The organism is Desulfotalea psychrophila LSv54 (assembly GCF_000025945.1).
In the GTDB taxonomy this organism is placed as follows: Bacteria; Desulfobacterota; Desulfobulbia; order Desulfobulbales; family Desulfocapsaceae; genus Desulfotalea; species Desulfotalea psychrophila.
Map to the genome: position 1 here is coordinate 2,339,301 of NC_006138.1, position 22,905 is coordinate 2,362,205.

The following is a 22,905-nucleotide window of genomic DNA, read 5'->3' on the forward strand; positions in this document are numbered from 1 at the left end:
TCATGAGATTTTAGAAGAATGGAAGTAATATAGCTAGGATTTATATAATTAACTCAGGCGAGCTATCAGTATTCTTCACTGTACTATTGAACATCATGATTAAAATCCAATTGGTTTTATTATTAAATAAAAGGTAAAAGAAAGTAAACTTTACTTTGACCCTTTTTCTCTCAGTTTTTAACTGACTTCACTCTAGATATCTACTTTATGAAAAATGAATCTGACTTCGCAAGACTCACTCCTGATTTAATTCTTGAAGCAATCGAATCCGCTTTGGGCAAGAGAATGTCCGGTTTGACTCTCCACTACCAAGCTATATAAACCGTGTCTATGAACTTCAGACCATGGATGAAACACGGATTATTGCTAAATTTTATAGACCAGGCAGATGGAGTATTGATGCTTTAAGAGATGAGCATCGATTTATGGTGGATTGTGCCACAGCGGAAATCCCCGTAGTATTGCCGCTGATGTTGGCCAATGGAGAGACAATTGATGAAGTGGATGGATTTTATTTTTCCCTGTTTCCTAAAAAAGCAGGACGTGAGTTCGAAGTAACCTGCGATGAAGACTGGCGTAGAATAGGTCAACTTATTGGCAGGATTCATCTTGTCGGTAGCACTAAAACCGCTGATGATCGGATTGTTCTCCATCCTTCACAATCCACGGTAGCTGACATCGCGCAGCTTGTTGGTGCTGGATTTGTTAGCACAACGCATCTAGACGAATTTATTGAGATTACCGGAAAAATTGTGGAGATCGCCGAGAGGGGATTCAAGGATATTGAGTTGATCCGAATTCATAGTGATTGTCATAGTAGGAACATTCTGAATCGCCCCGAAGAAGGTCTCATGATTATTGATTTTGATGACATGGTGACAGGTCCTCCCGTTCAAGATATTTGGCTTTTATTGCATGATTATGCTGATAGATCCCAAAGGGAGATAAATCTTATATTAGAAGGGTATGAACAGTTTCGGGAATTTGATGATAGGAGCTTGAAGCTGATCGAACCGTTGCGTGCGATGAGAATGCTCCATCACTTAGCCTGGTGCAGCAAACAGGTTAATGATTTTCAGTTTAATAAAAACTTTCCAGATTGGGGAAGCGATGCTTTTTGGCAAAGAGAAATATCGGATCTTCGGATTCAGTTGCAGATTATTCTAGAAAAGCACTCCACTGGTTAATATGAATTAGTTAAAGAATTTTTCCGATATGAGTCAAGGTGAGAAATACGAGTAAAAGGCATTGGTCGAGATGTAATGACCTATTGGGCCAGAGAATATAAGAAATAAGCAGTAAATGGAAATGACATAACAAATGAATTCACAAAGATTGCTGACCCTACGTTTTTTCTCGAAAGGTTTTGCAAGGTTCAAAGATCATCTTTCTCTCTAAGTTCAATGCTGGGCCAGCAACTTGTGATCCAGACGTTAGTATTCCCTGTGTTGAAAATCGACTCTTCACAGGCAGTAAAAAATTATGATTTATTATATGGGGTTAATCGGAATAGCCGCTTTTGCCATAACAGGGGTAATTGCAGCCGGTAAAAAAGGGATGGCTATATTCAGCGTTGTCCTGCTCGGTGTTGTTACCGCGCTCGGAGGCGGCACTCTGCGTGATGTGATTATAGATTCTGGCCCGGCCTTCTGGGCTAACGATTTACTTTATCTATGGATAGCCGTGTCGGCTTCTGTCATAACATTTTTTCTGATCCAGCATGTGCGTCATGCTCTGAAACTACTGCTGTTCGTTGATGCATTCGGCCTATCTCTTTTTACCGTTCTTGCAACGGAGAAAACTCTTGTTCTGGGCTTTTCTGAGCCGGTTGCTGTATTAATGGGGTGATCACCGGAATCGCGGGCGGCATGATCCGTGACATGCTGACAGGCCGAATGCCTCTGCTTTTAGGCAGGGAATTCTATGCGACTCCCGCGCTGCTCGGAGCCGTTGTATTTTGCCTCATCCGTTATTATTTCCCTCTGCATGGCTTTAACATCATTTACGCCGTCGGTATTATATTCATACTCAGATCATCTGCGATTCAATGGGGGCTGTATTATCCGAAATGGCTTATTTACAGTGAAAAAAACTGAACAGATTAAGTGTTTCAGTCAGATTTATATGTCTTTCAAACAGAACCAATCGTAGGGAACTCAACAACTAAGGGGATAGCAACTAGCCTCCGGGATAAAATTCACCAGTGCCTGGATTAACTGCACCATCATCCCAGTCATCTTCAGCATAGGCCGTGGATGATAATAAGACTGCTGCCAGTACTAAAATGATAAACTGTTTCATACACCCCCCCCGTTGTTGAGACTTCTTTAAAAGAAGTGATCTCTTCATAAGCTAATTTCCTTTTTAAGGTTAGGTGAAAAGCACCTGATTCACAAAGGTTCTTTTTTGGGGGGAGAGGTCAAGGTTGTAGTAGACGTGGGCTCTTTCTCCCTCCCCTCGCTATTAAATTGGTAACATTCACAGGTGGTAAGCACCTGGTAAACAACTCGTCAACTCTTACCTTTTAGCGTGGATTTTGTCAAAATACACCCCTTCCTCTCCCTGGTATGTGATATGGTTGAGGCAGGATTTAAACCATATTGGTATGCACTCTCCATCACTCCATAAGCCCGCTCTATCTTAAGACTTAATTTCTAGCAATGGCACAAGAATTATGAATTTCGGAACAATCAAACATTGGAATGACGAAAAAGGATACGGTTTTATCACTCCAGATAATGGAGGGAATGACGTATTCTTACATATCAAAGCCTTCAAAAAACGACCACACCGCCCTGAAATTGGTCAGGTTATTTCATATGGTACAACATCGGGTGACAAGGGTCGTTTACGCGCATGCAATGTGCAGTACATGGAAGACAAATCTTCTTCAACACACACGAAAAAACTCACATTTACAATTTATTGCGCATTTTTATATGTGATTGGTATCGCCGTTGGAGTTTATCTGGGAAAACTTCCAAAAGTTTCTATCTATTTATACTTAGGGGCGAGCTTTATCACTTTTCTTGCGTATGGCATTGATAAATCAAAGGCTAAACAAGGTGGATGGCGTACGCAAGAAAGCACTTTACACTTATTTTCAATCGTTGGTGGGTGGCCAGGTGCTCTTCTTGCTCAACAAAAATTTAACCATAAAACAACGAAAGAATCATTTCGTTCTGAGTTCTGGGGTACAGTAGTTATGAACTGTGTTGGCTTTTTTTGGTTCACATCTCCAGGCGCATTAGAAAAAACCATCCATTTCTTAGACAAGTTTTTAAAATAAAAGGATAACAAACGCTGTTGGTAGCCAGACTATTTGCTGTGCTCCGAATTTGCCATAACAAAAAACTAAGCTTTAGTTATATTCCAAAAACATTGCCAGCAAGACAACCTTGCTGTTACCATGCAATCTATTTAACACGCTGTAAAGGCAACATAACTGCCATAACCTAAAGTCAAAGTAAAAGACAGTCCGTAAGACCACATCCAACAAAAGGCAAAAGCTGAGGGGTGACAGCTGCCGTCCCAACCGACTCCACCAACTACGCTAAAAGCCAAGCCACTGCCCTCCACCTTTGACCAGCCCCCTCCCATGTTGGGGACAACACCCATTGTTATGAAGCTGAGCAGCGGAGAAGTTGGCGGAAATAGAGTTTGAGCTGTTTGAGCTAGCCTTCTTAAACTCTCGTGGGGCTTGGAAGAGCGGTCCAACCCCTCTGTCATGCACCATCATTTCAACGCGTTGGCGTTACGACCGTATTAGGATGGAGGCGGTGGGCAGGTCAGGACGAACTGCTAGCTGCGCCCAGGAGCCCGTTCGCAAGCTTAGCGAAAGCTGAAACGAGAGTGAGGATTGGTAACTGGGCCGGGGCGGCATGGGGTGCAAAGGGGGGAATGCTTCCTCCTTTGGCCAGTGTGGCTGGCAAGCCACGATCCGGTGACTACCATCAAATCCAGGAAACTCGATCGAGGGTCGTGATGCCAATTTGTTATAATGATAAATTATCGCCCTGTGCGATGTAACTCAACCCTTTTGAGTAAAAGAAAATGATGTACCCCACAACCAGCAACGATCTCCCCACCACTCCTAAGCAGACATGGACGGGCCACACACCTTAACAACGCGAAAGGCGGACGATGGCCTGGCTGACGGCTGAGCATGTTAACAGGCCCTATGGGAGGAGTTCCTTCCTGCTCTAATGCAATAAGCCCGTTTGCGAAGCGAACCCTCTTTGAGTTGATGTCGATTTTTTGATATCATCCGTAGTGGACGCAGGTCTGTGTTTGTCGGCGCTTGAGCCAGGCAAGATTGGCTGTGAGAGATATCCAGTTAGAAGGGGGTATCGTGGATGAAAAAGCGTTGGCAAATTGTGTTTTGCGATGGGGCGAGAAACCGGATAATAACTTGTTATGCTGACGGAATAACCTCGTAAGCCTGCTGCCGAAACGATTGCCGTTTTCCATCTCTCTCTTTCTTGTCAATTTCTATTTCGTCAGAGAGAAATGGGGACACCTATAAAGGAGATTCTATTATGGACTGCCGTATCTGCATGAGCCCATTACCCACACCTCTCTATACTGATCAATCAGCGGGTACTGTCATCGACTTTATGCGCAAGCATCACCTTGAATTTGTTCCTATTGTGGACCGTGATAATAAGTTTGCCGGATTGGTCAGCACTGAAAAACTGATGCGGATGTTGTTACCCAAATCAATTGGGATGATGCGTAGCATAAAACATGCCAGTTACTTACGTGAATCCGCTGAGGACTTGCAGGCTCGTATGGATGATATCCGTTTCCGGCTAATCGGTGATTTGCTCGATCCACATGCCCAAACAGTACATCCTGACGCATCCCTGGTCGATGCCCTGATGGTGATCAGTAATCGTCAGTATATAGTGCCTGTGGTGGATGACGACGGTCTACTCGTTGGCGCCATCTCCTACTTTTCTATCATGCATGCGCTTGAAGCGGCACAGGAAGAAAGGCCATGAATCCGCCGAATCAAGACCAGATCGCTACTCTCTTTGGCCTGGATCCTGTCATACTATCGGCCTCTATCCTCGTCATTACATTCATTGTCCTATTCAGCGAGCGCTTTAACCGAACCGTTGTCTCCCTGATTGGTGCCTGTACTGTTATTATCACCGGTATCCTGACCCAGGAACAGGCCATAGCAGGCATAGACTTTAACACCCTGGCCCTTTTAACGGGCATGATGATCATTGTCGCGGTAACCCGCCAGACAGGTCTTTTTGAATATATTTCCATCTGGGCTGTTCAGCTGGTCAAGGGGGACCCACGAGGTGTACTGATTGTACTGGCACTGGTTACGGCACTGTTTTCAGCATTTCTTGATAATCTGACCACTGTATTGTTGGTAGTGCCGGTCGCCTTGCTTATTGCCGAGAAATTGGAAGTATCCCCTTACCCGTTTTTAATCTCTCAAATACTGGCATCCAATATCGGTGGCACTGCTACTCTTATCGGTGATCCGCCAAATATTCTTATTGGCTCAGCCACCGGATACTCATTTACGGACTTTCTTTTTAATCTGGGGCCACTGGTATTGATACTGCTGGTACTGACCACTTTATTCCTCTATTTCTATCTTGGCAGTTCTTTGCAAACATCAGAGGAAAATCGTTCCAGGATCATGCGCTTTCGACCGGCTGACAGTATACAGGACCCGGCCCTGTTGAAGGTTTCATTGACTATGATTGCCGCTGTCATTGCCGGCTTCATATTCGGCGACCATTATGGAATAGCCCCCGGTACAATTGCTATGTTCAGTGCAGCTCTGTTACTGTTATTTTGTGATTTCGGAGAAAGTGCCCAGGTGCAGGGTCAGCGTCTGCGTCTGGCTTTAGCCGAAGTCGAATGGGGCGCACTATTTTTTTTCATGGGTCTATTCATTCTGGTTCATGGGGTTAAACATACCGGCATACTGCATATGCTGGGTGATAAGCTGATTCAGTTAACCGAAGGTGATCCGCAAACCACCGCATTTTCGGTATTGTGGCTGTCTGCTTTGGCATCCTCAGCCATCGACAACATCCCCTTTGTTGCAACAATGATTCCTCTGGTGGAATCAATGGAGATCAGTCTTGGCGGTGCAGAGGCAATAAAGCCCGTCTGGTGGTCACTGGCACTTGGATCTTGTTTAGGTGGTAATGGTTCATTGATTGGTGCAGCTGCTAACGTAATGGTGGCTGGTTTGGGTGATCGGGCAGGCTATCCCCTTAATTTTCTCGATTTCATTAAAATAGGTTTGCCAATCATGCTGGTTAGCGTCCTTATAGCTCATGTTTATGTTTACTTGGTTTATTTTTAGTTTCACAGCTAAGGTGATCTGCCAAGGGGAAGTCTGTAACGCCATGAAGTAAAAGTATGTAGCCGATCGCTTAACGCAGACCGCTGGAAGTGCGGTCTGCCGGGAACCTGGTTGCCAGATTAACTATAAATACCAAGTGACACTATTGAATAGCGGCTGGTTAGCTCAGCCGTCATGTTTCGAGACAGTAGTGTCCCAAGATGAAAAACCTGCCTGCTTCAGGAGTGAAAATGCAAAAAAAAATCTTTTCCCCCCTCTATATCCTTGCTCTGTTTCTATTTCTGTCCGCTTCCAGGGCTTATGCGTACAGTCCAGCATACAAGATACTTATTTTACATTCCTATTCCATGGACTACATGTGGACGGAGGAGCTGCATCAGGGGATAACAGAGACTCTTGAAAAAATGTCTCCACCCTCACAGTTCCGCGTTGAATTCATGGACACAAAAAATTTTTTTAATGAAGCCTATATCAAAAGCCTTGCCCATACCTATACCCTGAAATACGCTGAGGTACAGTTCGATGGCATCGTTGTAACAGACAACAACGCCCTGGCCTTTATGACAAGTTATGGAAAAGATATTTTTCCAGGAGTTCCCGTAGTGGCCTGCGGGATCAACGACGCGAGGCCACCGGAAGAGGGAAGTAATATCAAAAGTATCATTGCGGCGGGAGCTGACCATGGAGAAACCATAAGGCAGGCATTGAAGTACTGGCCGGATGCCAAAAGACTGTTTGTCCTTTACGATGCAACCCCCACAGGCCAATTCATAGCCAGCGAGGTACGACAGTCTCTCTCCTCATTAGAAGCCCCTCTCAAAGCCCAATTCATATCCGACAAAAGCCTTGATGAACTGAAACGATTTGTTGCTACCCGCAAGGCAACGGATCTTGTATATACACTTCCCTTTTTCCGTGACATCACCGGGAATGTATTTGCGGAAGGTCAGGCGGTGAGGGAACTTGCTTCCCTCTCCTCAGTCCCCATCCTGGCTTCCTGGTCCTTTCAGTTGGGCACAGGCGTTATTGGTGGACGATGCGTCTCCCCGTATTATTCAGGAGAGCTGGCGATGCGCACCCTCATGGAGATTCTTGACGGACAGGCTGTACCGCCTTTCCAGTCGCACGTTTCCGTGTTCGAAAACCGCTATGATTATGAAGTGGTGAAACAGTTTGGCATCCAGGAAAAACTTCTTCCTGAAGATACCATATTCATCAACAGGCCCTTATCATTTTATGAAAAGCATCGCGACGTACTGCTGCCGGCAGGTATCGTAATCGCCATCCTTTCCATCATTGCAACGCTTCTATTCCTGAATCTCCAGAAACAACGAACCATCAATGTCACCAACGCCCGTCTAATAGCTCTGGACAAGGAACTCATCACGACCCAACGGGAGTTGGTGAGTACCCTGGGCGAAGTGATTGAAGTCAGATCAAAGGAAACAGGCAATCATGTGAAGCGTGTTGCCAAGATATCACGACTGATTGGGGAAAAAATCGGACTGAGTGATCATGAGCTGGAAACCCTGGAGGCCGCCTCACCGATGCATGACGTGGGAAAGATTGGCATTCCCGAGAGTATTCTGCAGAAACCAGGAAAACTCACAGATGCAGAATTTGACGTTATCAAGACGCATACGACTATAGGCAAGGACATTCTGGGCTCTTCTGACCGGGAGCTTTTGAGCATCGCCTGCATCATCGCTCACCAACACCATGAACGTTGGGACGGAACCGGATACCCGGCCGGTCTCGATGGTGAAAAGATCAGCATATATGCCAGAATTACAATGCTGGCCGATATCTATGACGCTCTTTCGTCAGATCGGTCATATAAAACGGCATGGTCGGAAAAACAAATCTACGAATACATTCGCTCCAAACGTGAGAAATTCTTTGACCCCTATCTTGTTGACGTTTTCTTTGAACACATAGGCGAGGTAAGGGCCATACGAACTCAATATCGAAAATGAGGAATCGCTTATAACTTTTAGGGCGTGACTTGCCCTGTAATTACCCTGCTTTTCTTTTTGACAGGATCTGAACCAGTGAAAATATAAAAAATCTCACTAAAGAATATCAGAGAGTTGAATGGCGTCAAAAAACAAGCAGAGAAGAAAAAGACTCAACATAATTACTGTGACTGGTGACACCAAAACGTTGAAATAATTGTATACCATCTCTTTCTTTGGTTCTGGCATGGCAACAGTAAAAGCACCCTGTCGATTTTCCCAAAAGTACTGAGCTGCATGTTATCGGCACATTTATAGAGTGAGAATTTTACGAAACAATAGATTGGCATCACGACCCAAATCTTCAGCAGACAATCCGGTTAGCTTCTTGGCAATATAAAAAATATACCCCTTTTAAAAGGTCTGGTTTTGATCTTGTCCGATTGTTTTTTAAGGTTACTCCCCGTGCACCGCGGCGCGGTGCACGGGGCCTGCCCCTATTTCTATCAGAACCGGAATTCGAGTTTCGCGGAACCGCCGTAATCGTAGCTGTTCGTCGACAAGGCGGTCTGGGCCCGTATTGACAGCGAAAGGTTGTCCTGTAGCTGCGCATCGAAGCCCACGGTTAAATCGCCCTGGCAACGGTCGGTGCCCATTGTGAAGTTCAGCTCTCCGAGCGAAGCATCCGCGTCCACCAGCGTCGAACTCGCGTCCATGCTCGGTTCGTTTAATACTACCGTGAGACCCGCTCGGATGAAGGCCAGCATGGAGTGGTCATTGACCGAGAAGGCCCGACCAAGCTCGATCATTGGGGTCATGGCGAGCCAGCCATCGCTGACCGACCCGACGTCCCAATTCAGGAGGCCGTTGCCGCTTTCGGTAAAACTGTTCTGCCAGACCTGTGTGTAGGCCAATGCGGCTGAGGGCTTGGTGTAGTAGCCACTTTGGCCTAAGAACACAGCCGATGCCCGGACCTCGGCTCCGAGGAAGCCTCCGTCTATGTCGGAATCGGCTTGTTGCCAAATCTGGGAGGACTTGTAGGCCCGATCGTAGTTGAGTGAATAGATCCCACCGGTCAGTGCTGTGGAGAGGGTGAATCTCCCGATCTCCTTCTTAAGAGCCAAGCCCAGCGAATAGCGCTTGCCATCCTGAGAAAAGTTGTCGCCGTCGATGGACAGCGTCTCGAATTGGCCCACTATCTCAATAAAGGTGTCGGCTGCGATCTCACGTTGCGAGCCGAGTGCGATACCCCAGGTGGTCTCGGAGAACTCAGGACTTTCTCCAGTGGCATTCTGGTTTAAATGCGAGCCGATTGCCTGGACCCAGGCACAGTCGTTCTGGCGCAGGAAGTCGGTGCCGGTCGTCGGGTCGAGTGTCGGACAGCTCTGCATTAGCTGGTTTAGCCTGTGCGATGCCGAGACCGCTCTGGTCGCCCCGATCAGGCTCTCTTCCGGGGTATGGCTACCGTAGATTGCCGCTAGTTCGTCGGCACTGGTAGTGTTCAGAATCGTGGTCGCGTGCATGGATAAGGCTTCTTTCGTGTCGCCGCTCGCCGTGGCCTCAATTGCCGCCATGGCGCTGCTTAAATATCTGGCATAACTGAGCGCATTGTTCCCTAGTTCTATTCCCGCTGCGCTGCCAGTATAGTCGATCGTGTAATTGACGAAGATATCGCTGGTCTTGTTGCTGAGGGTGTAGGTGACGGTCGGGGTGTTGACTAATGTCGCGGTCATTGTCTTGAGGTTAGCGTCATTCGTCAGCGAAACGATGTGCAGTACGCCGGTGTTGCCGCTGGAAAGGGTGGTGCTTCCAACCCAAACGGGTTGGATCACGCCGGTCAGGTTGATCTGCGCGCCCTGGGCAAGACCATCAAAAACGATCTGGTCATTTAATACAGTCCCAGTCGAGTTTTGTTGGACATCGATCCAGAGTGTCCCGGCCTCGGCGTAGGTTTCACCGAGGCTCACCGTGCTTGTGCCGACTATGTTCTGGCCATAGGGAGACATGGTGCTGCCGTCATAGCCTGTGTAGTTACCGAGCTTGCCAAGATAGACGGTCTTGCCGGCGTGGAAGTACGCGCCCTGTAGGTTTTCGAACTCAGTCCGGTTAGAGTCGTCGAGTTGCAGCGAGCCCGCGAGGATGCCTCCGCTCAAATTGTGGATCCTGAGCGCACCCTGAAAATCGTTAGCAATGACCACTGAGTTCGCATCGGCGCTCTGGATCGTGCCCTCGTTCTGGATCATGTTGGAATAGCTGAGCGACCCGTCGGAATTATAGCTTGACCGCCCCCCTGAGATAACTATCGTCTCGTAGGCCGAACTGTGCGTCGTTTCGACCAGCCCGCCCTTATTGACATAGATGTGACTGGTGCCCCGGCATTCGTCGTCTTTGCACTGGGCGGAACCGCCGCCTTTGTCGCCCTGCGGATCGTCTGTGCCGGTTTCCGAGGATTGGGCGAGGATCGCACGGGCGTTCTCGCCCTCGGCTTTTACTGTGCCGGCGATACGCATCTTGACCCCACCGGAGTAGCCATCGGTGCCCGAAGCGCTCTGCGCGAAGATCCCGTGCGAGCCGGTGCCCTTGACATTAATTAAGCCGTCAATGGCTATGTCGACATAGCCACTGTTGCCGGCGTCTCCGGCGCTACCGATGCTTGCGCTGTCCGTGTCGCTTCCAAGATTGCCACCGGCACCGCCGCTACCGCCGACGGACTGCACCCAGATCCCGTGGGCGTTTTTATTTGCCGTGTGAATCTGGCCGGTACTCGTGATGTTAACATCGCCCCCGTCGCCACCCTGGCCACCGTTGTCCTTACCGAAAATCTGGGCCCCCAGGGTTTCATAGAAATTGGCCACACCGGTTACGATGCTACTTTCGATATCACCAGCTGATCCACCGCCGCCACCGACCGATTGGGCATAAATACCCATGGCTCCAGAGCCTTCGGTACTGATGTTGCCGCTGTTGGTGACGGCCACATTACCGCCGTTGCCACCCCCAGATCCCGACCGTGCGACGGTGATAGAAGTCAGAAGCCCCTGGCTCCCGTCGCCACCACTGCCGCCGCCACCGCCCACGGATTGCGCGAAGATCGCCGTGCCACTGTCACCGGTTGTGCTCAGCGTGGCATCGTTCTCGACCGTGACGTTGCCGCCGGTGCCAGAGGCCCCAGCCTGGCCGCCGATATCGATTTCAAAGGAGAGTTCGTCTTTGGGGAAGCCCTTCACGCCCTTGTAGGTTTCATAGATGTCGTGCAAAAAATCAAAGGTTTTTTTGATATCTGCGACCCAGCCCTTAAGCCCGGGCGAGCCGTTACCGGAGTTGCCGCCACCACCGCCAACCGACTGGGCGTAGATCGCGTAGGAGGCGTTGCCGGCCGTCGATATCGTACCCTCGGAGTGGGTCACCGACACGTCGTTGCCGTCCCCCGAGGCGCCAGAGTTGCCGCCCATGGCGTATTTCAGAGAATAGCTTTTACCTTCGTCGGTCTTTTTCTGTTTATTGGTGTAGCCAAAGGTATGGGACCCGGCTTGGCCGCCGTCGCCACCACCGCCGCCGACCGACTGGGCATAGATGCCATAGGAGGTCTCGGTCCGCGTGGAGATGTCTCCGTTGTTTTGCACAGTCACCGAGCCGGCATCCTCTCCGTTGCCGCCCGAACCGCCCAGCGCCACGTCTACGCTGAAGCTGGGGTTCTTGTTTTTGGGCGCCAAGTAAAAGTTGAGCGCGCTGGCGGAACCGTAGGCACCAACGCCGCCGTTGCCGCCGACTGACTGCGCGTAGATACCATGGGCGTTACCGCCCGATGTTTTGAGCGTGGCCTGATTCTCGACCGTCACAGAGCTACCAACCGACCCATTACCGCCGGAGCCGCCGATCGAAACGGTGGTCTGAAACGTCGGCCCGGAACTACCCGATACAGTGTAGGCATAGCTGCCGCCACCCTTGCCGCCGTTGCCGCCGATCGATTGCGCGAAGATCCCGTAGGACAGGTGTCCGTTCGTGGTGATATCGCCACCGCTGTTGTTGGTCACTGTGACCGCCTTCGCCGTGCCCGAGTCGCCGCCATCGCCGCCAACGGAGACGTTGACTGAACCGCCACCCTCGGAGCTCAAATCGATCGCCGCTGCAATGATGGCACCGCCGTCGCCGCCGTTGCCGCCAATCGACTGGGCGGTAATCCCCGTGGATTGATAGCCGCCGGTGGTGATCTGGCCTGAATTGGTGATGTCGACCGTATCTGCAGTGCTACCCGCACCGCCGCTACCGCCAACGGAGACGTTGACCGAGGTTGAGATCAGCCCGGCGCTTCCGGCCCCGGTGCCCAAGAATCCACCTACGCCGCCGCTCCCGCCCAGGGACTGGGCAAAGACCCCGTGCGAGCTGTCGCCCGATGTGTTAATATTTTTGGTGTTGGTCAGCGTCACCTTGCCGGCTGTGCCGCCGTCTCCGCCGTTTCCGCCGTGGGCGATGCTGAGATCGCCCATGATGCTAAATGAGCCTGAGGCCGTCACGCCCCCGGAGCCACCGCCTCCGCCCATACTCTGGGCCAGGATGCCGGTCGCACCTGAGCCAGCGGTGGTGACGGACGCGTTGTTGGTCAGCGTTATATCCGAGGCCATTCCGCCTAGACCGCCGTTGCCCCCGTGGGTATAGCCGAGGCTGATACCGGCATCGCCATTGACTGTGGTGCCGGATGTGCCACCACCGCCGGCCACGCTCTGGGCCATGACGCCGGTCGAGAGATGGCCGTGTGTCGTCACGCTGCCGGCGGTGGTCAGATCCACCGTTCCCGACGAGCCGCCCGTACCACCGGATGAGCCGAGCGCGATCGACCCGGAACTGATCGAGACGTCTCCGCCGAAGGTGTAACCCGCTTTGCCGCCACCGCCGCCGATGGACTGGGCGACGACGCCAAGTGCATTGTCGCCCTTGGTCTCGACCGTACTGTCAGTTTGAACCCAGACCGCTCCGGCAGAGCCGGCAGTTCCTGCAGATGATCCCTGATTGCCAACGAACTGGCTGAATTCCCCTCCGACATTGGCGTCGATAACGTTGCTCGACTGGCCACCGCCGCCACCGATCGACTGCACCAGGATGCCGTCTGCGTGGTCGCCATCGGTCGTGGCATCGGTCTTGGAGTTTACCGTGACGTTGCCACCGGTCCCGCCGTACTGACCGTCCGCCCCCATGTCATGATTGAATTCAAGGGTGCTGCCTGCCTCGATGTTATTACCAGCCGAACCGCCGCCACCCCCGACCGACTGGACAAGGAGGGCCGAAGATGTGGCTCCGTGCGTGGTCACCGATCCGGTCAGGCCAACGGTATCCTTGGCGCCGACATTGACGGTTCCGCCGTGATGCGCTGTGATCGTGTTCGAGGCGGCGGTCTGTTGGTTGAAGGTCAGGCCGATGTCGACGTTGACCACGTTGCCGCCGGTGCCGCCGCCACCGCCGATGGACTGCGCGACGAAGCCGTTAGACTTGAAAGCGAAGGTTTCGATGTCGACGCTGCCGCCTTCGCTGGTGACTGTGATGTCGCCGCCTGAACCGCCATCGCCGCCCTGGGAGCCGAGGATAGGCTTGATGATATCGAGGGCGGCAAGGGAGCTACCGCCATGGCCACCACCGCCGCCAATGGATGAAATCAGTACCCCGTCTGCGATTTTATCCTGCGTTGTGACCCCGAGCGTTCCACTCTTGAGATCAAAGGTCACATCGGAGCCACTGCCACCATCGCCACCTTTGGCTCCGAGGGCCCAGGGCCCTTTGGGCGAGGTCGACTTGCCGCCGCCGTCGCCGATACTCGAGATCATCACACCAACAGCATATTCGCCCTCGGTCGTGATGGTGGTGTTGCCGTCGGCGGAGAAGGCGGCCTTGCCGCCATTGCCGCCTTTTCCTCCATCACCGCCAAGGGCGACCACGCCGTCGTTCCCGCCGCTGGTGCCGCCGCCTCCGCCAGCGCTCAGCACGAAGATTCCTGACGCGTCGTCGCCCTTGGTGGTGATGGTGTTGGTGTCCGTCAGCGTGACGGTGACGTTACCGCCCACGCCACCTGCACCTGCTTTGGCACCGATGGCGATAAAGCCGTCATCCTTCGAGCCGACACCGCCGCCACCGCCCACCGAGAGTGCGCTTAGTCCATTAGAATAGTTCCCTGTCGTATCCACAGACACGGCATTAAGGGTCGCCGTAACGGTACGGCCATCACCAGCACTCCCGCCGTTGGCGCCATAGCCGACAAAGCCGGTCGCGCCGCCGGCGTTACCAGCGAAACCGCCGACACTCTCCACGAGGATGCCCCCGGCTTCATCGCCTTTCGTCCTAATGGTTCCATTCGCGTAGCTGACCGTGGCCTCGCCACCCGGTCCCGGCACGCTGGCAAAACCAGCGTTGCCGTCGACCCAGCTATCGGCGTTGCCACCGTTGCCGCTGGCGCCGCCGATACTCTGGATGAAGACGCCTTGCGCCTGGACGCCCGAGGTCGTGATGTCGCCGGCGAAAGTCACATCGATCTCTCCAGCAGTGCCGCCGGGGCCGCCATTGCCTCCAACCCCTTTGGTCGGTCCATGCCCTTCGCCGCCGGTCCCTCCGTCCCCAGCCTCGCTGATGGCAACGATGCCATGTATGGTATCACCCGAGGTCGAGATAGTGTTCGAACTGCTGGCAGCGGTGAGCGTGATAATCCCGCCGTTGCCGCCGGCACCACCGGTGCCGCCCGTGGCCTTGTTGTCCGAAAGCCCTTCCCCTGCGGTGCTCCCGTTTCCGCCGACGCTAACCAGGGCGATACCGGCGCTGGTGCTCGTGGTGATATCGACTGAATGCTGATCGTCGAGCGTCACGGTGATAGCGCCGCCATTGCCACCGGCACCGCCGTTGCCGCCGAAGCCCTGATGCAACCCGCTCTGGTTGGTGCCCTTGCCGCCTTCGCCGCCCTGGCCACCCTGGCTGAGCACGATAAGACCTGGGCCGCCACTCGTGGTGATTGGGAAAGGGGTCACCCCGCCGTTGTCAGCATTGGCTGTGATCGTCACGGCGCTGCCATTACCGCCGGCGCCGCCGATTCCGCCGCGGGCAGTACCAAATGCGCTGTTCTCGTTAGCCAACCCGCCGTTGCCGCCGTTGCCCTCGATCGAGATCCCGCCCGTGGCGCTGTCGATGCCAAAGCCCTTGTCGAAATGCATCATCAAGGACATATCGTACGAGCTGTAGGCATCCCCCCCGTCCTGGCCATCTTCATGCTTTTCTTTGGTCGCGTCGTTTCCCGGGCCCGCTTGGTCCGTAAACTTGAACGCATAGTTGTCGTCACTTGACAGGGAAGGCCCGAAATTACCTGTCACGTTTTCGTACAGGAAGTGGGTGGCAGTGCTTGACCCCACATCGAGGACCGGGATATCGCTGCCGGAGCAGGTATAGGTGCCATTATCATTGAGACATGATCCAATAGATAAAGTTGGCAACATAAAAATAGATACCATCGAAAAAATGTGCGTCATTCTCATAGTAACCCCTTAACATAAAATCTAGAATTGAACTTTCCAGTATAGCTTATAGGGCTCTGTTGCAAAAAATGTCAATTTGTCAAAGACCCCTTATAGAAGACATATTTTATGCTGCAGAATAGATATCAAATTGTCTTTAAATTAGGCGGATCTCTCCTTGCAAACCTTGATCATGGGGCCATATATCGAATTGGCCTTTTTTAAACATTCTCATGACTTCAAAACCCCTCTCCACCATCATCTCTTCCAAATCACGATAACTAATTCCGTATTTACAGTACCAGCGTACACAAGCCAAAATTATCTCACCACGAAAATGCTTCCATTTGAAATCATTCATAACGCCTTCTATTGCTTGATGACATACAATGATTTCACAGCATATTTAGATTTTTTGCAACAGAGCCCAGAAGATTCTGTAAGTCCCTTTAACGGTGGTCAAAAAGTTCTTGCTGGAGTAAAAGAGGAAGAGTCATTCCTACATTTAATACCATTCAGTACTGGAAAAATTTAATGGCTTGTAAAGAAATAACAGAAACTAGAAGTGAGTCACATGATGTAAGCATTTACAATAATAGCTGTGAAGATTCGAATAACATAGTTCAATTAGTGAAAATTAATGGTGGTGGTCATGTCATACCTAATCCTTACTTTTCAGAGTGGGCAAAAGATCTTGGGAAGGTCAATAAATATTTTTTTTACCAAAGTTTAATTTAGATTTCTTTGAATCACTTAAATAATATTTATGTTTGAGATTCTTCTTATCAACGATAAAGCTGAAAGTTTATTCAAATCTTCAGCACACAATCCGGTTAGCTTCTTGGCAATGTAAAAAATATACCCCTTTTAAAAGGTCTGGTTTTGATCTTGTCCGATTGTTTTTTTAGGTTACTCTCCGTGCACCGCGGCGCGGTGCACGGGGCCTGCCCCTATTTCTATCAGAACCGGAATTCGAGTTTCGCGGAACCGCCGTAATCGTAGCTGTTCGTCGACAAGGCGGTCTGGGCCCGTATTGACAGCGAAAGGTTGTCCTGTAGCTGCGCATCGAAGCCCACGGTTAAATCGCCCTGGCAACGGTCGGTGCCCATTGTGAAGTTCAGTTCTCCGAGCGAAGCATCCGCGTCCACCAGCGTCGAACTCGCGTCCATGCTCGGTTTGTTTAATACCACCGTGAGACCCGCCCGGATGAAGGCCAGCATGGAGTGGTCATTGCCCGAGAAGGCCCGACCAAGCTCGATCATTGGGGTCATGGCGAGCCAGCCATCGCTGACCGACCCGACGTCCCAATTCAGGAGGCCGTTGCCGCTTTCGGTAAAACTGTCCTGCCAGACCTGTGTGTAGGCCAATGCGGCTGAGGGCTTGGCGTAGTAGCCACTTTGGCCTAAGAACACAGCCGATGCCCGGACCTCGGCTCCGAGGAAGCCTCCGTCTATGTCGGAATTGGCTTGTTGCCAAATCTGGGAGGACTTGTAGGCCCGATCGTAGTTGAGTGAATAGATCCCACCGGTCAGTGCTGTGGAGAGGGTGAACCTCCCGATCTCTTTCTTAAGAGCCAAGCCCAGCGAATAGCGCTCGCCATCCTGAGAAAAGTTGTCGCCGTCGATGGACAGCGTCTCGAATTGGCCCACTATCTCAATAAAGGTGTCGGCTGCGATCTCACGTTGCGAGCCGAGTGCGATACCCCAGGTGGTCTCGGAGAACTCAGGACTTTCTCCAGTGGCATTCTGGTTTAAATGCGAGCCGATTGCCTGGACCCAGGCACAGTCGTTCTGGCGCAGGAAGTCGGTGCCGGTCGTCGGGTCGAGTGTCGGACAGCTCTGCATTAGCTGGTTTAGCCTGTGCGATGCCGAGACCGCTCTGGTCGCCCCGATCAGGCTCTCTTCCGGGGTATGGCTACCGTAGATTGCCGCTAGTTCGTCGGCACTGGTAGTGTTCAGAATCGTGGTCGCGTGCATGGATAAGGCTTCTTCCGTGTCGCCGCTCGCCGTGGCCTCAATTGCCGCTAGTTTGTCGGCACTGGTAGTGTTTAGAATTGTGGTCGCGTGCATGGAGGCTTCTTCCGTGTTGCCGCTCGCCGTGGCCTCAATTGCCGCCATGGCGCTGCTTAAATATCTGGCATAACTGAGCGCATTGTTCCCTAGTTCTATTCCCGCTGCGCTGCCAGTATAGTCGATCGTGTAATTGACGAAGATATCGCTGGTCTTGTTGCTGAGGGTGTAGGTGACGGTCGGGGTGTTGACTAATGTCGCGGTCATTGTCTTGAGGTTAGCGTCATTCGTCAGCGAAACGATGTGCAGTACGCCGGTGTTGCCGCTGGAAAGGGTGGTGCTTCCAACCCAAACGGGTTGGATCACGCCGGTCAGGTTGATCTGCGCGCCCTGGGCAAGACCATCAAAAACGATCTGGTCATTTAATACAGTCCCAGTCGAGTTTTGTTGGACATCGATCCAGAGTGTCCCGGCCTCGGCGTAGGTTTCACCGAGGCTCACCGTGCTTGTGCCGACTATGTTCTGGCCATAGGGCGACATGGTGCTGCCGTCGTAGCCTGTGTAGTTACCGAGCTTGCCAAGATAGACGGTCTTGCCGGCGTGGAAGTACGCGGCCTGTAGGTTTTCGAACTCAGTCCGGTTGGAGTCGTCGAGTTGCAGCGAGCCCGAGAGGATGCCTCCGTTCCAATTGTGGATCCTGAGCGCCCCTTGAGAATCGTTAGCAATGACCACTGAGTCCGCGTTGGCGCTCTGGATTGTGCCCTCGTTCTGGATCATGTTGGAATAGCTGAGCGACCCGTCGGAATTATAGTTTGACCGCCCCCCTGAGATAGCGATCGTCTCGTAGGCCGAACTGTTCGTCGTCTCGACCAGTCCGCCTTTATTGACATAGATGTGACTGGTGCCCCGGCATTCGGCGTCTTTGCACTGGGTGGAACCGCTGCTTTCGCTGCCCTGCGGATCGTCTGTGCCAATTTCCGAGGATTGGGCGAGGATCGCCCGGGCGTTCGCGCCCTCGGTTTTTACTGTGCCGGCGATACGCATCTTGACCCCACCGGAGTAGCCATCGGTGCCCGAAGCGCTCTGCGCGAAGATCCCGTGCGAGCCGGTGCCCTTGACATTAATCAAGCCGTCAATGGCTATGTCGACATAGCCACTGTTGCCGGCGTCTCCGGCGCTACCGATGCTTACGCTGTCCGTTTTGCTGCCAAGATTGCCACCGGCACCGCCGCTACCGCCGACGGACTGCACCCAGATCCCGTGGGCGTTTTCATTTGCCGTGTTAATCTGGCCGGTACTCGTGATGTTAACATCGCCCCCGTCGCCACCCTGGCCACCGTTGTCCTTACCGAAAATCTGGGCCCCCATGGTTTCATAGAAATTGGCCACAGCGGTTACGATGCTACTTTCGATGTCACCGGCCGATCCACCGCCGCCACCGACCGATTGGGCATAAATACCCATGGCTCCGGAGCCTCCGGTACTGATATTGCCGCTGTTGGTGACGGCCACATTACCGCCGTTGCCGCCCCCAGATCCCGACCGTGCGACGGTGATAGAAGTCAGAAGCCCCTGACTCCCGTCGCCGCCACTGCCGCCGCCGCCGCCCACGGATTGCGCGAAGATCGCCGTGCCGCTGTCGCCGGTTGTGGTCAGCGTGGCATCGTTTTCGACCGTGACGTTGCCGCCGGTGCCAGAGGCCCCAGCCTGGCCGCCGATGTCGATTTCAAAGGAGAGTTCGTCTTTGGGGAAGCCCTTCACGTCCTTGTAGGTGTCATAGAGGTCGTCCAGAAACTCGCCGGTATTCTTGATATCCGCGACCCAGCCCTTAAGCCCGGGCGAGCCGTTGCCGGAGTTGCCGCCACCACCGCCAACCGACTGGGCGTAGATCGCGTAGGAGGCGTTGCCGACCGTCGAGATGGTGCCCGCCGAATGGGTTACCGACACGTCGTTGCCGTCACCAGAGACGCCTTGGTCGCCGCCCATGGTAAAGTTCAGAGAATAGCTTTTACCTTCGTCGGTCTTGGTCTGTTTCTTGGTGTAGCCAAAGGTATGGGACCCGGCTTGGCCGCCGTCCCCACCGCCGCCACCGACCGACTGGGCGTAGATGCCGTAAGCGGTCTCGGTCTGCGTGGAGATGTCTCCGTTGTTTTGCACAGTTACCGAGCCGGCATCCTCCCCGCTGCCGCCTGAACCGCCCAGCGCCACGTTCGCGTTAACGTCGAGGTTATTGTCACCGGGCTTGTAGAAGAAGTCTCCCGCGAAGGCGAAGCCGTAGGCGCCGACGCCGCCGTTGCCGCCGACCGACTGCGCATAGATGCCATGGGAGTTGCCGCCCGATGTCTTGAGCGTGGCGTCATTCTCGACCGTCACAGAGCTGCCAACCGACCCGCTGCCGCCGTTGCCGCCGATCGAAACGGAGGCATCTACCGTCGGCCCGGTACTCCCCGACAGTGTGAAGGCGTAGCTGCCGCCACCCTTGCCGCCGTTGCCGCCGATCGATTGCGCGAAGATCCCGTAGGACAGATGTCCGGACGTTGTGATGTCGCCACCGCTGTTGTTGGTCACTGTGACCGCTTTCGCCGTGCCCGAGTCGCCGCCATCGCCGCCAACGGAGACGTTGACTGAACCACTACCGTCGGAGCTCAAATCGATCGCCCCTGCAATGATGGCACCGCCGTCGCCGCCGTTGCCGCCAACCGACTGGGCGGTAATCCCCGTGGAGTGATAGCCAGCGGTGGTGATTTGGCCCGAGTTGGTGATGTCGACCGTATCTGCAGTGCTACCCTTGCCGCCGCTACCGCCAACGGAGACGTTGACCGAGGCCGAGATCGGCCCGGCGCTTCCGGCTCCGGTACCCAGAAATCCGCCTACGCCGCCGCTCCCGCCCAGAGACTGGGCAAAGACCCCGTGCGAGCTGTCGCCCGACGTTTTAATATTTTCGGTGTTGGTCAGCGTCACCTTGCCGGCTGTGCCGCCGTTGCCGCCGTCTCCGCCGTGGGCGATGTTGAGATCACCCACGATGCCAAATGACGCTGAGGCCGTCACGCCCCCGGAGCCACCGCCCCCGCCCATACTCTGGGCCAGGACGCCGGTCGCACCCGAGCCAGCGGTGGTGACGGACGCGTTATTGATCAGCGTTATATCCGAGGCCATTCCGCCTAGACCGCCGTTGCCCCCATGGGTATAGCTGAGGCTGATACCGGCATTGCCATTGACTGTGGTGCCAGCCGTGCCACCACCGCCGGCCACACTCTGGGCCATGACGCCGGTCGAGAGATTGCCGGATGTCGTCACGCTACCGGCGGTGGTCAGCTCCACCGTTCCCGACGAGCCGCCCGCACCACCGGATGAGCCGAGGCTGATACCGGCATTGATCGAGACGTCTCCGTCGACGGTATAACCCGCTTTGCCGCCACCGCCGCCGATGGACTGGGCGACGACGCCAAGTGCATTGTCGCCCTTGGTCTCGACCGTGCTGTCAGTTTGGACCCAGACCGCTCCGGCAGAGCCGGCAGTTCCCGCAGATGAACCCTGATTGCCAATGAACTGGCTGATTTCCCCGCCGACATTGGCATCGATAACGTTGCTCGACTGGCCACCGCCGCCACCAATCGATTGCACCAGGATGCCGTCTGCGTGGTCGCCATCGGTCGTGGCATCGGTCTTGGAGTTTACCGTGACGTCGCCACCGGTCCCGCCGTCCTGACCGCCCGCCCCCATGTCATGATTGAATTCAAGGGTGCTGCCTGCCTCGATGCTATTACCAGCCGAACCGCCGCCACCCCCGACCGACTGGACAAGGAGGGCCGAAGATGTAGCTCCGTGCGTGGTTACCGATCCGGTCAGGCCAACGGTATCCTTGTTGCCGACGTTGACGGTTCCACCGTGATGCGCTGCGGTCGTGGCCAAGGCGGCGGTCTGTTGGTTGAAGGTCAGGCCGATGTCGACGTTGACCACGTTGCCGCCGGTGCCGCCGCCACCGCCGATGGACTGCGCGACGAAGCCATTAGACTTGAAACCGGAGGTTTCGATGTCGACGCTGCCGCCTTCGCTGGTGACCGTGATGTCGCCGCCTGAACCGCCATCGCCGCCCTGGGAGCCGAGGACAGGCTTGATGATATCGAGGGCGGCAAGGGAGCTACCGCCATGGCCACCACCGCCGCCAACGGATGAAATCAGTACCCCGTCTGCGATGCTACCCTGCGTTGTGACCCCGAGCGTTCCACTCTTGAGATCAAAGGTCACGTCGGAGCCACTGCCGCCATCTCCACCGTTGGCTCCGAGGGCCCAGGGCCCTGTGGGCGAGGTCGACTTGCCGCCGCCGTTGCCGATACTCGAGATCATCACACCAACAGCATATTCGCCCTCGGTCGTGATGGTGGTGTTGCCGTCGGCGGAGAAGGTGGCAACATCACCATTGCCGCCTTTCCCTCCAGCACCGCCAAGGGCGACCACGCCTTCGTTCCCGCCGCTGGTGCCGCCGCCTCCGCCAGCGCTCAGCACGAAGATTCCTGACGCGTCGTCGCCCTTGGTAGTGATGGTGTTGGTGTCCGTCAGCGTGACGGTGACGTTACCGCCCGCGCCACCTGCACCACCTGCGGCACCGATGGTGACAAAGCCATCGTCTTTCGAACCGACACCGCCGCCACCGCCCACCGAGAGTGCGCTTAGTCCAATAGAAGAGTTCCCTGTCGTAGCCACAGACACGGCATTAAGGGTTGTCGTAACGGTATTGCCATCACCACCACTCGCGCCGTTGGCGCCATAGCCGACAAAGCCGCTCGCGCCGCCGGAGCTACCGGCGAAACCGCCGACACTCTCCACGAGGATGGCCGAGGCTTCATCGCCTTTCGTGGTAATAGTTCCATTCGCGTAGCTGATCGTCGCCTCGCCACCCGGTCCCGGCACGCTGGCAAGACCAGAGTCGCTGTCGAACCAGCTATCGCCTTTGCCGCCACTGCCGCTGGCGCCGCCGATACTCTGGATAAAGACGCCTTGCGCCTGGGCGCCCGAGGTCGTGATGTCGCCGGCGAAAGTCACATTGATCTCTCCAGCAGTGCCGCCGTGTCCGCCAACGCCTCCAACCCCTTCGGCCGTCCCATCCCCTTCGC

Annotated in this window: 12 protein-coding genes and 1 pseudogene; 9 read left to right on the forward strand and 4 right to left on the reverse strand. The window is 53.9% G+C overall.

The features are described 5' to 3' along the window. Window positions 1–266 precede the first annotated feature (266 nt). The 3 genes from DP_RS10580 (at window position 267) to DP_RS19235 (ending at window position 2,096) form a co-directional block, all read left to right on the forward strand. On the forward strand, window positions 267–1,187 hold the full coding sequence (locus DP_RS10580) for a serine/threonine protein kinase (RefSeq protein WP_265588610.1): 921 nt from the start codon (window positions 267–269) through the stop codon (window positions 1,185–1,187). A gap of 295 nt (window positions 1,188–1,482) precedes the next feature. Next, window positions 1,483–1,848 (forward strand): trimeric intracellular cation channel family protein, encoded by a 366-nt coding sequence (locus tag DP_RS18375; RefSeq protein ID WP_011189306.1) that lies wholly within the window; start codon window positions 1,483–1,485, stop codon window positions 1,846–1,848. Window positions 1,849–1,880: 32 nt separating this feature from the next. Further along, window positions 1,881–2,096, forward strand: coding sequence for a hypothetical protein (locus tag DP_RS19235; RefSeq protein ID WP_407637900.1), 216 nt, complete (start codon window positions 1,881–1,883; stop codon window positions 2,094–2,096). 82 nt (window positions 2,097–2,178) lie between these two features. On the opposite strand, the gene DP_RS17980 is transcribed toward DP_RS19235, so the two are convergent. Next, a complete protein-coding gene (locus DP_RS17980; RefSeq protein WP_156792272.1) occupies window positions 2,179–2,349 on the reverse strand; it encodes a hypothetical protein in 171 nt (56 codons plus the stop codon). Between the two features lie 325 nt (window positions 2,350–2,674). Here DP_RS17980 and DP_RS10590 point away from each other — a divergent pair, with 325 nt between their 5' ends. The 4 genes from DP_RS10590 (at window position 2,675) to DP_RS10605 (ending at window position 8,319) form a co-directional block, all read left to right on the forward strand. Continuing rightward, on the forward strand, window positions 2,675–3,289 hold the full coding sequence (locus DP_RS10590) for a cold shock and DUF1294 domain-containing protein (RefSeq protein WP_011189308.1): 615 nt from the start codon (window positions 2,675–2,677) through the stop codon (window positions 3,287–3,289). 1,249 nt (window positions 3,290–4,538) lie between these two features. Continuing rightward, window positions 4,539–5,003, forward strand: coding sequence for a CBS domain-containing protein (locus DP_RS10595; protein ID WP_011189310.1), 465 nt, complete (start codon window positions 4,539–4,541; stop codon window positions 5,001–5,003). Then, complete coding sequence (locus DP_RS10600; protein WP_011189311.1) at window positions 5,000–6,343, forward strand: ArsB/NhaD family transporter; 1,344 nt, start codon at window positions 5,000–5,002, stop codon at window positions 6,341–6,343. The genes DP_RS10595 and DP_RS10600 overlap by 4 nt, the downstream gene beginning before the upstream one ends. 230 nt (window positions 6,344–6,573) lie before the next feature. Next, the gene (locus tag DP_RS10605) at window positions 6,574–8,319 is read left to right on the forward strand and encodes an HD domain-containing phosphohydrolase (protein ID WP_162096654.1); all 1,746 of its coding nucleotides are present in this window, start codon (window positions 6,574–6,576) and stop codon (window positions 8,317–8,319) included. Window positions 8,320–8,804: 485 nt separating this feature from the next. On the opposite strand, the gene DP_RS10610 is transcribed toward DP_RS10605, so the two are convergent. After that, window positions 8,805–14,810, reverse strand: coding sequence for an autotransporter outer membrane beta-barrel domain-containing protein (locus DP_RS10610; protein WP_041277900.1), 6,006 nt, complete (start codon window positions 14,808–14,810; stop codon window positions 8,805–8,807). Here DP_RS10610 and DP_RS18595 point away from each other — a divergent pair. Together DP_RS18595 and DP_RS18600 are read left to right on the forward strand one after the other, a co-directional pair. After that, window positions 14,766–15,122 (forward strand): hypothetical protein, encoded by a 357-nt coding sequence (locus DP_RS18595; RefSeq protein WP_041277901.1) that lies wholly within the window; start codon window positions 14,766–14,768, stop codon window positions 15,120–15,122. The genes DP_RS10610 and DP_RS18595 overlap by 45 nt on opposite strands. Beyond that, the gene (locus tag DP_RS18600; RefSeq protein ID WP_041277902.1) at window positions 15,123–15,614 is read left to right on the forward strand and encodes a hypothetical protein; all 492 of its coding nucleotides are present in this window, start codon (window positions 15,123–15,125) and stop codon (window positions 15,612–15,614) included. A 403-nt stretch (window positions 15,615–16,017) separates the two neighbouring features. Here the strand turns inward: DP_RS18600 and DP_RS17985 are convergent. Together DP_RS17985 and DP_RS10635 are read right to left on the reverse strand one after the other, a co-directional pair. Then, window positions 16,018–16,143, reverse strand: a pseudogene (locus tag DP_RS17985) (IS6 family transposase); the annotation flags it as partial. Between the two features lie 598 nt (window positions 16,144–16,741). Continuing rightward, window positions 16,742–22,834 (reverse strand): autotransporter outer membrane beta-barrel domain-containing protein, encoded by a 6,093-nt coding sequence (locus DP_RS10635; protein WP_041277904.1) that lies wholly within the window; start codon window positions 22,832–22,834, stop codon window positions 16,742–16,744. Window positions 22,835–22,905 lie beyond the last annotated feature (71 nt).